The organism is Candidatus Dependentiae bacterium (genome assembly GCA_020431705.1).
Taxonomy (GTDB): Bacteria; Babelota; Babeliae; order Babelales; family Vermiphilaceae; genus JAGQHQ01.
This window is the reverse complement of the sequence record JAGQHQ010000004.1, coordinates 43,240-57,700: the sequence shown is the minus strand read 5'-3', so window position 1 is coordinate 57,700 and position 14,461 is coordinate 43,240. Positions and strand designations below refer to the sequence as shown.

General features: G+C 34.2%; 12 protein-coding genes. 4 read left to right on the top strand and 8 right to left on the bottom strand.

Annotated features, from left to right (window positions below; translation table 11 throughout):
* Position 1 precedes the first annotated feature (1 nt).
* Positions 2–1,222 carry a phosphodiester glycosidase family protein gene (locus tag KC460_02055; protein MCA9770131.1) on the bottom strand — a complete coding sequence of 407 codons (1,221 nt, stop codon included), beginning with the start codon at positions 1,220–1,222 and terminating at the stop codon, positions 2–4.
* A gap of 190 nt (positions 1,223–1,412) precedes the next feature.
* On the opposite strand from KC460_02055, the gene KC460_02050 reads away from it, so the two are divergent.
* Both KC460_02050 and KC460_02045 read left to right on the top strand, forming a co-directional pair.
* Positions 1,413–1,988, top strand: coding sequence for a hypothetical protein (locus KC460_02050; GenBank protein MCA9770130.1), 576 nt, complete (start codon positions 1,413–1,415; stop codon positions 1,986–1,988).
* A 103-nt stretch (positions 1,989–2,091) separates the two neighbouring features.
* Positions 2,092–2,676 carry a hypothetical protein gene (locus KC460_02045; GenBank protein ID MCA9770129.1) on the top strand — a complete coding sequence of 195 codons (585 nt, stop codon included), beginning with the start codon at positions 2,092–2,094 and terminating at the stop codon, positions 2,674–2,676.
* Positions 2,677–2,696: 20 nt separating this feature from the next.
* Here the strand turns inward: KC460_02045 and trxA are convergent, their stop codons facing one another.
* Genes trxA through KC460_02020 form a run of 5 tightly spaced genes read right to left on the bottom strand, consistent with a single transcriptional unit; the run spans position 2,697 to position 7,625 of the window.
* Entirely contained in the window at positions 2,697–3,113 is a 417-nt protein-coding gene (gene trxA / locus KC460_02040) for a thioredoxin (protein ID MCA9770128.1), read from the bottom strand.
* 10 nt (positions 3,114–3,123) lie between these two features.
* Positions 3,124–3,807, bottom strand: coding sequence for an ABC transporter ATP-binding protein (locus KC460_02035; GenBank protein ID MCA9770127.1), 684 nt, complete (start codon positions 3,805–3,807; stop codon positions 3,124–3,126).
* A gap of 3 nt (positions 3,808–3,810) precedes the next feature.
* Positions 3,811–5,043: an ABC transporter permease gene (locus KC460_02030; GenBank protein MCA9770126.1), complete on the bottom strand. Its 1,233-nt coding sequence runs from the start codon at positions 5,041–5,043 to the stop codon at positions 3,811–3,813.
* Positions 5,044–5,049: 6 nt separating this feature from the next.
* Positions 5,050–6,240, bottom strand: coding sequence for an efflux RND transporter periplasmic adaptor subunit (locus tag KC460_02025; GenBank protein ID MCA9770125.1), 1,191 nt, complete (start codon positions 6,238–6,240; stop codon positions 5,050–5,052).
* Complete coding sequence (locus KC460_02020; GenBank protein ID MCA9770124.1) at positions 6,237–7,625, bottom strand: TolC family protein; 1,389 nt, start codon at positions 7,623–7,625, stop codon at positions 6,237–6,239. The genes KC460_02025 and KC460_02020 overlap by 4 nt, the downstream gene beginning before the upstream one ends.
* Positions 7,626–7,853: 228 nt before the next feature.
* Between KC460_02020 and KC460_02015 the strand changes: the two genes are divergently transcribed.
* Positions 7,854–9,731 (top strand): metallophosphoesterase, encoded by a 1,878-nt coding sequence (locus KC460_02015; protein MCA9770123.1) that lies wholly within the window; start codon positions 7,854–7,856, stop codon positions 9,729–9,731.
* Positions 9,732–9,756: 25 nt separating this feature from the next.
* Here the strand turns inward: KC460_02015 and KC460_02010 are convergent, their stop codons facing one another.
* Both KC460_02010 and KC460_02005 read right to left on the bottom strand, forming a co-directional pair.
* Positions 9,757–12,039: an ABC transporter substrate-binding protein gene (locus KC460_02010; GenBank protein MCA9770122.1), complete on the bottom strand. Its 2,283-nt coding sequence runs from the start codon at positions 12,037–12,039 to the stop codon at positions 9,757–9,759.
* Between the two features lie 7 nt (positions 12,040–12,046).
* Entirely contained in the window at positions 12,047–13,093 is a 1,047-nt protein-coding gene (locus KC460_02005) for a hypothetical protein (protein MCA9770121.1), read from the bottom strand.
* 180 nt (positions 13,094–13,273) lie between these two features.
* Between KC460_02005 and KC460_02000 the strand changes: the two genes are divergently transcribed.
* The gene (locus KC460_02000; GenBank protein MCA9770120.1) at positions 13,274–14,392 is read left to right on the top strand and encodes a glucokinase; all 1,119 of its coding nucleotides are present in this window, start codon (positions 13,274–13,276) and stop codon (positions 14,390–14,392) included.
* The last annotated feature ends 69 nt before the right edge of the window (positions 14,393–14,461 follow it).

Sequence of the window (14,461 nt, the reverse complement as noted above, 5' to 3'; positions counted from 1 at the left end):
ATCAGTTATCAATAAGTATGGAATTTTTTTTAAAATGTTTTGGAAAAATTAAAAATGCATCAGTAACTGATCGGCCGTTTTGATGTATCGGATTTTGAGGCGCTAAAAAACTTCTCGATAACTTATTTTGTACAGCTCCATTGTAATATAAGGTAGATGAGCTACCACCATCAAGATTAAGTGCATATATGCATTTTAGTGACTGCATAAGGTGTGCTAAATCAGGCAGAGTTATACCGCTATTTTTTGTATTGCATGTAGTACGATTACCTTCCACAACAATAAAAAGCCAGTTACCATTTTTTTTGACGCCAACGGCTGTACGAGGATGTTTTTGTTCAATTAACCATGTACGATTTTTTGTATTGTGATAATCTGGTATATGTGGATGGTCTCCATAAAAAATTGAGCTTCCCTCTAATAACTCTTTGTGTAATTGTTCTTTTGTTGAACATGTATTGTTATAGATAAGTAATCCTGACCCACTCAGCATATATTGAAATGGTGAATATTTTTTTTTTAATATGCCATCCACTTGTATATCATAAAACAGATTAACATGATCACCAACATTAATATTCTTTAAAGAAGAAAAAGTATAAGTATCTATACCAACAGAATAAACAAATCCACTTTTTGGAATCTTGTTATTGCCAGATTCGGTTTTAATAGAGAAAACGTTGTTATTTTCAATAGTAATTTCAATACCGTTATTGTTAGTCAAGGTTGTTGGTTTAAATTCTGATGTATACACAATTGCTTCATTATCAGCACGTGGTTGATTAATACGATCAATCGGTAATAGTTGTCCGTTGATATTGAGATGCCATGCAATGTTAATTGGTGCAATTGTTGGCGGTGTGCCATTATTATTCCATGCAATAGTCCCACGTAAAAATTGTAAATCGGTGTGTATTATTCTATCTATAACAAGTAGTCCTAATGGGGTATTTTTGAATGTACCGAGAAATCGGAATATGCCACCATTAATGGCAGCTATTGCACCAGTTTCTTGTGCCATCTGATACACAGATTCGGCACCATGTTGTGCACGATGTAATACTATGTCATAACATTGAGGGTTTATCTCTAATGTATGAATAATGAGTTGATCGGGGCTTTGTAGTATCTTTTTTTTATATACAAGATGTTTGTAATTTTTTATTGTGTGTATTTGTATGTTAAAAAAAAATATTAGTAAAAAAAATATTAAGTACTTCATTACTATTCGTTTAAATTTATTGTTTTCAGTAAAATTGATTAAGTATCATATACCAAAATTAAATTCCTACGATTGGGAAGTGATATGAATAAGTACATTAGCATTTAATTGGTTAAATGGAAAAGAAAAACGGTAAAAATTTTTAACTTTGTTCATATATGATGTGTTCTTTTTTTGAGGGAGAGAGAATATGAAGTGTATTTTTATGTTGTTTATTGTGTATTTTTTTGTTTTAATGCCTATTTTTATAATAGCAATGGAAGAGATCGTTAGTAAGGATAGTGGTGTTGAGGTTTCTATGACCGAGTTTGATGCAGATATGGATGAGTACGGAAAAATTTTTACAAATAAGGTTTACGATAGTTTTCCTGATCAAGTAAAAACAATGTTTAAAAAAGGGGGTATAAAGCAAGACGTGAAAGACAGAATCGAGGGTTTATATTTATTAGATCAGCAAAAATATAATCAGCTTGTGGTAGCAGGAAATGAGAATTGGCAAGCAAAAAAAGGTAAAAAAAACAAAAACAGTAAAGAACAATTAGCATACGCACAAGCGCAACTTGCGCTAGAGAAGCAGACGGCTGCTATGGGTAGTATTATCTTGGCTGATATAGCAAGCGAAGAGCGAAGAGCGAATAAACGATTAAAATGCAAGTTAATAACTGCTGTTTCGGGTGGAGGGCTCGCTGTTGTTGTTGCATTAGTAAATTTAGGAATGTTGCTTATGTCATTATTTATGACGCAAGCAGGTGATCCATCTTGTTAAAAAGCAATTATTTACATAATGCTTGTTTTTTATTGAACTACTCCGTTACTATAAATAGGTAATATCTGTTTGCACTTATTAACTATTTTACGGGAGAAAAAGTATGAAAAAATCTATTTTTTTTGTTTTGTCATTGTGTGTGTTGAGTTCTGTTGCTTTTGGGATGAATAATAATAAAAGCGTTGAAGAAAGAAGTTTCAGCAGTTTTTTAGCTCGCACTGATTCGACTCAGTCTGGAATAGAGGGAGATTTTGCAGAAATAGAGGTTGGAGGTTTTACTAAAGACCATTTTCGAAATATGGTTGGGGTTGATATTTTAGAAAAAGATCCTAAAAAAGCAAGTGAAATAGCTAAATTAGGATTTGATGTATTTAGTAATAATATGAAAAAAAATTCCAATAACACAGCTGATGCAATTGCTGCTGCACAGGCAAAGATGCTTGTCGCTCAGAAGGAATTTTTTGAAAAGCAAACAGAGTTTTTACAAAAAGAAGATGAGCGTAGAGAGCACGGTGGTGAACTTGATGATGCTCGATGGGAGGCTGATCAGGCTGCAACACAGCTGTCTATTAAGCGAAATAAAAAGAACTATCGTTTGAGTGTTTGTAATACACTAATAGGCGCTGGGACTTTAGTATTAGCTACTGTTAATACTGGCCTTTTGCTATACACGGCAGCTACTGTATAAAGAATATATAGTGTGTAAAATTATCCTATACGTGAGCGAATTTCATTTCTCATAGTGCTCTTGCTTTGTATGCCGGTAAATCGATGCACGTGATTGCCATTTTTAAAAAACATGAATGTAGGAATACTCATAATGCTATATCGGCTTACAAGTTGTTTCATGTTATCGATATTAATTTTTATAAATAAAATATCGTTAAATTCTTGGGCTAATTCATCCATCATAGGACTCATACGGTTGCATGGACTGCACCATGGAGCATAAAAATCAACTACAACACGATTGTATTCTTTAATTAATGTATCAAATTGTTGAATAGAATATAGGTGTATAACAGAACCAGTTTGCATATGTGTTTGTGATACACTTTCATTTTGTGCTTTTAAAATAAGTGGTGCAGTAGGAAGTAATGATAGCAATAAAAATTTTTTAAACATAAAAATTCCTTTAAGTTAATCGATCGGTTTCAATCTGACCATCAACGAGTGTAATAATACGTTTTGTGGTACTTGCTAAGTCCAAATCGTGTGTTACTAAAATTACTGTAATTTGTTGTGTTTTATTTAAATGTCTGAAAACATCCATGACCCGGTTGCCAGTTTTTGAATCCAAATTTCCGGTAGGTTCATCGGCCAAAATTAAAATTGGCTTGTTAACCAGTGCGCGTGCAATAGAAACACGTTGTTGCTGGCCGCCAGAAAGTTGTGTTGGATAGTGATGCAATCGATCATCAAGCCCAACAAGAGCTAAAACTTTTTTTGCATTATCTTGTGCTTCTTTTTCTTTCATACCACTATACAAACAAGGTAGTGCAGTGTTATCAAGTGCGGTTAAGTCAGGTAATAAATTAAATTGTTGAAATACAAAGCCGACTTGTTTATTTCTAATGTGAGCTAGCTGATCAGGACTAAGTTTAGAAATATCTTGCTTTTGAAAAAAATAGGAACCAGTTGTTGGTACGTCCAGACAGCCTAAAATATTCATAAGCGTTGATTTACCTGAACCCGATTTTCCGGTTAGTGCTAAAAACTCACCTTTTTTTACCTCCATGGTAATGCCATGTAGTACTGTGAGATTTTGTTCTCCGATAAGAAATGTTTTAGTAATGTCATGTACGTTTAAAAATGGCATAAACTACTCATGTCGTAAGGCGTCAACAGGATTTAATAACGATGCTTTGCGTGCGGGGTAATAGCCAAAGAAAATTCCGGTAAAAATAGTTAAAAATAATGACACTAACAGTGGAATAATTTCAATAGTACCCGGCAAATCGGTAGCGTTGCTCAAAAAATGTTGTGCTAGTATGCCAAACGCTATACCAAGAATACCACCGACGCAAGAAAGAAACACAGCTTCTATTAAAAATTGACTTTGTACTGCTGTTTGAGTTGCTCCAAGTGCTAAGCGTATTCCAATTTCTTTAGTGCGTTCTTGTACTGAAACAAGCATAATATTCATTACGCCGATACCGCCAACAAGTAACGAAATTGATGCAGCAATTAAACCAAATAATTTTATGACACGTGAAGCAGCTGTTGCTGAGCTAGAAACTGATTGCTGATCAAAAATGGTAAAGTCATCTGGTTCGCCATCATCAATCTTGTGAGAAAATCGTAAAATTCTTCTGACTTTACGCAATGTTAAACTTGCATTAAACCCTGGTCGTATGCTCAAACCAATAAAGCCAACGTCATATTGACCTTCTTCGGGTTTACGAAAATATTTTTGTGCTACGGTAAATGGAATATGTACGCGATTGTTAGGATCGGAAATACCCCAAAAAAAATCAATGTATTCCATAACGCCAATTACTGTAAATGGAATTTTTTTAATCAAAATGGTTTTGCCAATTGGGTCCTCTTTTTTAAATAATTTTGTTGCAATATCCATACCAAGTACCACAACATTTGAGCGTTGTTTGACATGATATTGAGTGAAAAAGTTACCCTTAATTGTTTTCTTTTTACTAATTTCAAGTAGATTTGCATCACTACCAACAATTCGGTCTTTTACTCCTTTGGGTCCATATTCAATATTTTGTAATGATTCTTGTCCGCGTGAGATTTTTTCAACTTCAGGGCACTGTTGTGTGATAGCATACAAATCTTTTTCTTTAAGGCGTACAAGACGCGCTGTTCCCGAGCGAACAGTGCCGCGTTCCATAACACTTCCCGGTACAATGTATACGGCATTTTCTCCCATTGCCATAATTTGTTTTCTGATTTTAACTTCAGCGCCAGATCCAACAGAGAAGGTCACAATAATAGCAGCAATACCAATCATGATCCCAAGTACGGTTAAAAATGAGCGGACTTTGTGTTTACGAAGTGCTTTGAGTGAGCTGCGAACTAAAATCGTGATATTCATGATGTATTATAACCCTTTACCAAAGAATCGTTCAAAAAACTCTTCCATGACGTTTGGTTCTGCAGTGTCGAAAATCAAATCTTCTTGACCGGTTAATCCTTTAACTATTTCAAAAAAAGCATTGTCATTTACGCCAACTTGCACTGAATGTTCTACAAAATTTTTTCCTTTGACAAGCCATACTGTTTTCATATTACCAGCGCGCTTGAGCCTTATTTTTTCTTCTTGGCTCAATGCTTGTACAGCAAAACCTTTTGCTTGTGCAATCTGCTCCAGTGTAATTTGGCTAATTTTAAAAATATTACCGGGAACACTTAAAACATTTTGTTTTTCAGCTACTATAATTTCGGCATTAACCGTCATGCCATGGCGAAATAATCTCTCAGTGTTATCAAGATAGACTGTTGCATTGTAGCTGACAGCTTCGTTTTTTGTTTTTGGTGCGTTACTAATATCCGTAATCGGGCCATTAAATACTTGATTTGGATATGTATCAAAAGTCATGTGTGCTTCCATGTTTTTTTTGAGCATTCCTACAGTACTCTCATCTATTTCAAGCTTTGCTTCCATTTTAGTAATATCTCGAGCAAGAATATAAATAATAGTTGCTGGAGAGGCTAATGTTACTGTTTCACCCTCTCGAGAAACTTTTTCAACAACAAGACCGTCATCAGGCGCCTTTATTTGTTTGTTATTAAATTCTAGCAGTGCTCGCTCATGCTCTGCTTTACGTCGTTTTTCTTGTGCAACAGCAATTTCATAATTTTGGGTAAACTGATCAAAATCATTACGAGAAATATGATTGTGTTCATATAAAATGCGCTGCCTTCCATAAAATGCTTTTTGATATTTGAGCACAGCTTGTGAACTTTCCCATATCGCATGTGTAGAGCGAACCAATGTATCTTGATTACCATCATCAATTGATGCTAAAAGGTGGCCTTTTTTCACTTCTTCATTTTCTTCAACATACATTTTTTGAATAACACCAGGTACAATACTACCAATACGCATAGAGTCTTCCACTTTAAGTGAACCGGTTGCTTTTATAATTTGTGTAATAGTGCGTTTTTGCGCTTTGCCAATGGTAAAAAAGTCCTGATCGGGCTTGGAGAAAAAGTAAAGATAGCCAAACCAAATAATAATAATCAAAGAAAGAAATAAAAGACTTGGAGCAATGAAATGTTTTATATTCATAGATTATCCGGGTAACCAGCTTTAAATAATAAATCGCGATAATTTTGTACAGTTTTTACGGTGAGATTCATCACATCAAATTGTGCCTGTTCCCATGTTTCTTGCGCACGAGAAAAAGCTACACCATTAATTTCTCCAATATCATGTTGTACAACTGCACGTTCATATTGGGCTTGTTGTTGCTTTAATTGTGCTTGCGCTGCTTGTAGTTCTTTTAATTGTCCTTGTACCGTGTGATATGCTGTTTGTACCTCAACAGTAATGATATTTTGAGTATTAATACGTTCAATCATTTTTGCTAATACGATGGCATCATTTGCTCGTGCACGATGTGCGTTACCAAGTCCGTCAAATTGCCAATCGAGTCGAAGAGCGATTTGCCAGAAGGTTCCACTAGGTGTTGATCCTCTACGAAAAAACGTATTGGTAATATTTGTTTGTACAAAAATAGTTGGCAAATATGATTGGGCAAATAAATCTCTTTTACGTTGTTCTTTTAAAATCTCCTGTTCATTAATTCGTAGTTCTTTTCGCAATTTGAATGCATTTTTTAGGTAAAAAGGTAAATCATATTTTTGTGCTGAAGATAAATTATTTGCTAAAAATTCAAGGGTGCTCTTTACAGCAAGTGATTCATCTATTTTTTTTTTGCCAACAAAAAATTTTAGCTTGTCGTGATCTAGCTTTTTTCTATCTTGATAGCCATTGATAATACTTAAAGCACTGGCATAACGGGCGTGTTCTTGTTCCCATTCTGGTTTGGCAAGCAAGCCAACGTTATTTACATTCCATCCTTGGTCAAATTCATGTGTTGCTGCCTGATGTAAAAAATAAATTGACCGTTCTTCTTGCTGTGTACGCCATAAAGATAAATAGCTTTGTTCTACTTGTGATTGTACTTGATCTTTTATTAATGCTACTTGCCACCAAGAAATTTCGCTTTCATGTACAGCAATTTTATATTTTTGTATTGGGCCATTTCCTTGATAAAGAAGTTGCGTGATAATAACATCGAGTTGCTTTGTTGGCAGCACATCGGCTCTATTATTAGATGCGCTCATAGAAAACCGTACCTGGGGCAGATATTCACTGATGGGTATTAATTCAGATCGTTTAAGTGAGCGCCAAAGCTCTTGATTTATCTTTATAATAGAGCGATATTCATGGCCAATTGCACGAGCTTTATTTAGTGAAAGATGAGGTAAATATAACTGTATATCTGCTTTTTTATAAGGGGTAACGGCGTGTTGTATATCGGCAAAGGTAATTTTTTGTGGCCGATAAAAATGACGTTTTACAGAGGGTGGTGTTTTTGTTGATCGTGCTTCCAAAAAAAATGATAGTAAGAACGAGATACAAAAAAATGTGTTGGAAGCTGTTTTCATGACTGCCTTTACTACTCTGAATTATGCATACATAATGCATAGCATTTTTATTTTACGATACAAAAGAGTTGGTGAAAGTCAATAAATTGTGTTACCATAAACAAGTAGTGGGTGTGGGGTAGTAGTGCTGCCCTCTATCTGGGCTGTGCACAGTATTATTTTAGATTATTTCTTTCTATTTGCAATAATTGGGTGGGTTTTGTACGCTATTTTTATTAGGGATTTATGATGAAAAAAATGAAAAAATTGTTTACTTCTATTATTATTGTTTATTTTTCTGCATTTGTTGCTTTAGCAATGGAAGAAACAGGCGATAAGAATAAATTAAGTTACCAAGATGGTAATATGCCTATTGAAAAGAAAGAGGAAGATACGCTTCCATATTATAGGTTTATTGGATCATTTGCATATTTTAAGCAAGAATGTGAGAAGCTTCCTCTTTATAGTGACAAAAATGTACTACATAGTGACAAAAATGTACTACATAGTGACAAAAATGTACTACATAGTGACAAAAATGTACTACCAAAAAAAACGCCACTTAAAAAATATCAGTTTGAAAAATTAATTGGTAAATTTATTAATAAGCAACAATATGACTTAGAAAGGTATGATATTGATGTAGAAAAAAACCGTGAAGAAGAGCGAAAGAGAATAGCAGAAGAGCGAAAGAGAATAGCAGAAGAGCGTAAGAGAATGTGGTGGTGGCAAAAGGTTATTTCTTGGGCATATAGAAAAAAAGAAGTTAAAAGGGAAGTTGAAAAGGGAGACAAAAAAGAGATAAGGCTACCGTTTAAACCAGTTGCTCAGAAACTTATTTTGCCTGCGGAATCTGTTATAGCATTCCATGGAGATCTGCATGGTGATATTCATTCAACATTGGAATTTATTCAACATCTTGCTGATCAGGGTTATATGAAAAAGAATAATGCATATAAGATAGCTAAGAAAAATTTTTATATGATTTTCTTGGGTGATTATGTTGATCGTGGTTGGTACGGAGCAGAAGTTCTTAATACTATTTTGACATTAAAACTTATGAATTGGGATCAAGTATTTTTAGTTCGTGGTAATCATGAAGATGTAACGGTACAAGGCATGTACGGTTTTGCGGATGAGCTTAAGAATAAGTTTCAGATTAATCTTGGGACAACAGAAGAAGGTAAGTATAATTCTTTGGCTAACAAATTATATAATATGCAAGAACTGATGCCGGTTGTTTTATATCTTGGTAACAAAAATGAAAAGAATATAACAGAAGTCATTCAGTGTTGCCATGGTGGAATTGAGATTGGATATCATCCAGGAGATCTATTAAAAAATGAAAAATCTTGTATGTATCAATTGTTAAATATAAGTAAAAAAACGCGAATTAAGAATATAAAGCTAGACAGTTCCAAAGTCAAATCTAATGGTGGTAAGACAGAGGCAGACAAATCTCATGATAAGTCAAAAGAGCAGACGTATGAGAATCTACACGAGCATATTAATAATTTGGATGATCAAGGTGCAGTTATCGATTGTTTAATAAACTATGAATTTACAACACCTGTTAGTATATTTGGAGTAGGATCCTTGGGTTTTATGTGGAATGACTTTAACGTGAGTCCAATAGATAAGATAAAGATAGCTAGAGGAGGTGCTTTATCTTATGGAAAATTTGAAACAAACAGAGTGCTTAAGCATATATATAGACCTGAAGGCGCACAGTATAAAGTATGTGGTATTTTTAGAGCCCATCAGCATGGTACGTTATCTGGAGATTCTGTAAGTCCAATGATGAAACGCATTTGGAATAAAGATGGAATAGGTGCTGAAGAAGATACTGGTGTTGGCAAAATTTGGATTGATGAAAAAGCAAATAATGGACCAGGAGGTCTATGGGATGGTATTGTTTGTACGTTTGCTGTAACACCAAAAGGATTTTATGGTTTAGATGCTGAAGTTAAAAAAATGGGGGATGCTTTTGGCCTATTAACCCTAAAAAATGGTTTTAAAAATTGGAATCTCGATGTTATTCGGTTAAAAGACGGTAAGGTGGTTGTTTCAGACAAGAATGACGATGAAGAAGATGGTGAAGAAGAAAAAGGTAAAGATCAACATTAGTAAATGTGATCTTATATTTTGTTGTTTACCTTATCGTTTTTTTATTGATTTCCTGTTGAATCCACTGCACATTTTTACCTGTTTCAATCCATACATATTGTGCAAGATCGCGCCGTTGTGGATCAAATGTAAGCGTGAGGCCTTTAAATGTATAATTTTTGAGGGTCTCAATGTATTTAATAATATTGTCTTTGGTTGGTGTTTTTCCAATTTTTTTGAGAATATCTGCTAAGATATTGGTAGTAATATATGCTTCAAGTGAAAAAATATCATATGGATGATTATTGGCATCCATTGCTGTACGATAATTTTTTACAATTTCAAGTTCACTTGTATATGGATTAGGAACAACTGCGCCAAATAAAACTTCAAGTCCATGTTGTTTTATGAAGCGTCGGAATGGTTGTTCACCTAGAAACGAAATGCCAAATAGTTGCTTGTTAGTAAGTGTAGGGATACCAATTTGTCTGATGAGCTCTTGAGTTGCTTGTCCGGTGGAAAAAAATCCAATTGCATCAGGTTGTTTTTCTTCTATTATTTGTGCTTGTTTAGTAAAATCGATTGCTGCGCGTGTGTAAGGAATATCTACCCACTCAGTGATGCCGAGACTTTTTAGTGTTTCATGTGCCGCTTTGACTGGCTCTTGGCCATATGCATCATCTTGATAGAAAAATGCAAATTTATATGTGTTATACTCAGTTACTAAATAATTGATAAGTGCTTGCACTTCATCGTTATAGGTTGCTCTCCAATGGATTAAGCCTTTAAGATCAGGTGCGCGGAATTGCGGACCACCAGTAATGGGAAATAGTACTGCAATTTGCTGTTTACGAATATAATCAAGATATGAATTAAGTGTTGGGCTACCAACAGGTAGTAAAATAGTGTTTATATCTTTTTTTATAAATCCGTTTATGTTTTGGCGGGTTAAATAAGGTACATAATCATCATTGTGTATAATAGTACGCAGTTGATGTCCATTAATGCCGCCAGTTTGATTTGTTTGGTTAATAGCTACGGACATGCCGCGTTTAGTGCGCTGACCCATAATTGGTACGCCCAGTTCTAGTGCCATTGAAGATCCAATAAAAAAATCTTTTTTTCTTTTTTGTTTATATGTGGGTGTTCCTTTAGCAATTGCCGTCACAATATTATATGTTTGATATAGAGCAAAATTTTCTTCTGTTTTCAAATTATTCCGATATAGCGTGATAGGAGTTGTATCAACACTTGAGCCAACGGTGATAACAGCAAACGCATCATAAAAAAAATTGTAATATTTACGATGTGCTATAGTAGGTGAAGAAAGAACTGCCCATGCGGTAGCGCCTTTGTCTTGATCGAGTAATCCAAGACCATTGCTTGCGCGCTGCTCTTTCATCCAATCTTCTGTTTTGATAATTACTTTGATATCAATTGGACTTGTTCTATCCTTTTTATTATTCAACTGATGATAGGTAATAGTTGAATCGATATGGGTACTAAATAAATTTCCCATTTTTTCTTCATCAATTATGTTGTTTTTTCTACCAACATGAGAGATACGGATGAGCTCTGATGGCTTTTTATCTACACTTAAATATATTGCAAGTGGCAACGTATTGAATAAACGATTAATCCATGAGGCAAGTGGAATTGCTTCTTCAGAAAGATGGGCCATGCGTATTTTGAGCTCACGCTTTAGTCCGAAATTTTGCCAATAGCTTTTGGTTTCATGTTTTCCACGAATATAAAAAACATTATCAGGATTTTTTTCAAGAAGATTAAGCAACACATTGAGTGTTTCCAGGTTGTATGCAGAACGATTAATAGAGTCGCCATTAAAAACAAAATAAGTATCAGCTTGAGTTATTTTAAGTGTATCGTCGATGATATTTTGTTTTTGTAAACTAGTGAGACAACGTATAAGTGAGTGAAGTGCACCATGTAAATCTGACCATACATATATTTTTGTGTTTGGTTTACAGTGTATATGTACGACTGTATCACCGGTTAATTTTTGTGTTTCTCTGTGGTCAACAACTTCTTTGAGTAATGTGTGAAAGTTTACTTCATTCCATGTTATTTTTTTTCGTAGTCCAATTTTATGTGTCCATCTGAGTAATGGATTCGTGGTGATTGATTGATGGAAGGTAGTATAGTCTGGATCAAGCCAGTTATTGTTATCACTTGGTGGATATTCAGAATATGCAAGTACATATTCTTTTAATTTTGTAAGTGTTGAAAAAGCATGTAAACTATTAGCTGCAAAAACAAGTAATATAATAAGAGAGTTGAGAGTAGAGCTTTTTTTTTTGTTTATATTCATAAATTTCCTACCAAAATATAAATAAATATATTGAAGTGGTAATGACTATGGTATGTAGAAGGATAATAATAAATTTTTTATATACAATTGGTATGTTTATCGCAAAAGCGTCGATAATGTTAGTAAAAAAGACTAAAAAACTACCACCCAAAAATAAGAAGAAAAGATAATCAGAAAGCATAAAATAACCGGTGTTTGGTGATAAATTTTCGATGACAAATCTGTATGCCAAAATTGCTGTGATGCTACCAGTTGAAAGAGAAATACTGGTGCGAGATGATGTATCACCAAAAGAGAACGTAAACAAGGTGAGATAAAAAATAAGAAGCAATGGCAATAAAATTGAAATAACGTATCGAGTACCATGACGTGCATAATCAATGGAAAATACAATGCTCGGGTATTGTAATGTTTTACGCTCATCATGTATATCAAGTGTCGATTCTCCATATCCAGAAATAACTGTTATATCAATTTTTTGCCATCCTGTTGTACGTACATCGGGTTTGACTGAAAATTCTTGATTGGATGATGCAAGTAAAATATTTTCTGGTGAAACTAATGGATGTGTTAAAACAAAATAAATGCGATGATCATCAAGTGGAAAATATCTATAATCAAGATTGGCAGCAACATGTGCTCGTATGGGAAATCGTGCCAGAAGTTTTTTATCCAGGACGGTAACGTTAGGTTCGCTTCTTTCTATAATAGTTCCGCGATCAAACTCAAATTTTTTAAGCGTTTCAAGTGAAATAATACCAGGATTAAATAAGAACCAAACAATGCCAGAAAATAAAAAATCATTATTAACTATATCGAATTTTTGAAATTCATGTATGTATAATCCTGTAGTAACCTCATTAGGGAATCCACCAAGTTCTTTTACTGTTTTTGGTGTAACTATTTCTATTTGTGGTGATTTTTCATGAATATGTAATGCTGATAGTCCCTTAAATAACGCGAACGTAATGCAGGCGACACTTATGCAAATTGCGGTAATTTGAAAAATAGGAGATATAACTTTTATTAATTTATCTTCTACATTGTCTGTCATGTCATCCTCATTTGTATGCGCACCTTTTTATTGGTCATAGTGTTGCAATCACTGGTGGTGAAAGTCAATGAAGTAATAATACCCTTGAGCAATGAAGCAAAAAAAAAGTAGGGTGCTATCTAGTACAACAGAAGGATTATCCGTTATAATGCTTTTAAAGTTGTTTGTTTAAAAATAAGTATGTCTGTTTACGATGATGCGTTGGCCAGCTTTAATATGAACGAAGAAACGGGTGGAAGAGTAATGCGTGAGTTTACATTCAGAAAGTATGTTGAAACAATTCCAAAAGATATCGAATGTTTATTGGCTGCAGACATTGGTGGAACAAATAGTAATTTTGGTATTTTTCAGCAAAAAAATAGTCAATTAAACATGTTGTTTTCTTTGCATACAAAAAGCCAAACAGTAAAAAATTTTACTGATGTTGTGCGCGATGTCCTTGAGCAGGTACAAAAAGAGTATAACATTATTTTAAAATATTGTTGTTTTGCTGCAGCAGGGGTACCGTCTGAAGATCGAATGTATTGCAAGCCAACTAATTTAGATTTCGTAATTGATGCTCAAGATATTATGAAAAATACCGATTTAGAATGTGCTTTTATTGTTAATGATTTTTTGGTTATCGGGTATGGTTTGAGTAGTATTGACGAGAAAGATTTAATTAAAGTCAATCAAGGTAATGTTCGATTTAAAGCCAATAAAGCTATTTTGGGTGCCGGTACTGGCTTGGGAAAGTCAATTTTGTATTGGTCAGATGAATATAATCGTTATATACCGTTACCCTCAGAGGGTGGCCATGCGGACTTTGTTGTACAAAACCATATTGAGTATGATTTGATGGCCTTCATAAGAAAAAATGAAGGGCAAGAGTGCAATGTTTCGTGGGAAGATGTACTTTCTGGTGATGGTATCAGGCGATTGTATACATTTTTTAGATCATGCAATAGTGATGATATAAAAAGTCTTGGCAATGGCCCACATCCGGATGAAATTTTTAATGCGTGTAACGAAGATGAACATTGCAAAAAAACATATGAGCTATATAAAAAATTATATGCTCGATGTGCAAAAAATTTTGCTCTTGATGCGCTTGCTCTTGGCGGTATCTATATTGCTGGCGGCATTGCTGCACATAATGTACAAATGTTTCGAGAAAAAGGTTTTATGGAAGAATTTATTAACTGTGGAAAACAACAAGAGCTGCTCAAAACAGTACCCATTTTTATCGTTGCCGATTATAATGTAAGTCTTTATGGTGCTGCTCAGTATCTGGTGATGGATAATATGTGCGATAAATAGTTAAGCATTTATTATTTTGTTGCACATTTGTAAAAAAAGAAAAATCGAACATAACAAATGGGATCATCG

Bases quoted from the DNA above. Each gene is read 5' to 3' on its own strand.
- KC460_02025 (MCA9770125.1), bottom strand. From the start codon at position 6,240: ATGAATATAAAACATTTCATTGCTCCAAGTCTTTTATTTCTTTCTTTG.
- KC460_02045 (MCA9770129.1), top strand. From the start codon at position 2,092: ATGAAAAAATCTATTTTTTTTGTTTTGTCATTGTGTGTGTTGAGTTCT.
- KC460_02035 (MCA9770127.1), bottom strand. From the start codon at position 3,807: ATGCCATTTTTAAACGTACATGACATTACTAAAACATTTCTTATCGGA.
- KC460_02000 (MCA9770120.1), top strand. From the start codon at position 13,274: ATGTCTGTTTACGATGATGCGTTGGCCAGCTTTAATATGAACGAAGAA.
- KC460_02055 (MCA9770131.1), bottom strand. From the start codon at position 1,222: ATGAAGTACTTAATATTTTTTTTACTAATATTTTTTTTTAACATACAA.
- KC460_02030 (MCA9770126.1), bottom strand. From the start codon at position 5,043: ATGAATATCACGATTTTAGTTCGCAGCTCACTCAAAGCACTTCGTAAA.
- KC460_02005 (MCA9770121.1), bottom strand. From the start codon at position 13,093: ATGACAGACAATGTAGAAGATAAATTAATAAAAGTTATATCTCCTATT.
- KC460_02015 (MCA9770123.1), top strand. From the start codon at position 7,854: ATGAAAAAAATGAAAAAATTGTTTACTTCTATTATTATTGTTTATTTT.
- trxA (MCA9770128.1), bottom strand. From the start codon at position 3,113: ATGTTTAAAAAATTTTTATTGCTATCATTACTTCCTACTGCACCACTT.
- KC460_02050 (MCA9770130.1), top strand. From the start codon at position 1,413: ATGAAGTGTATTTTTATGTTGTTTATTGTGTATTTTTTTGTTTTAATG.
- KC460_02020 (MCA9770124.1), bottom strand. From the start codon at position 7,625: ATGAAAACAGCTTCCAACACATTTTTTTGTATCTCGTTCTTACTATCA.
- KC460_02010 (MCA9770122.1), bottom strand. From the start codon at position 12,039: ATGAATATAAACAAAAAAAAAAGCTCTACTCTCAACTCTCTTATTATA.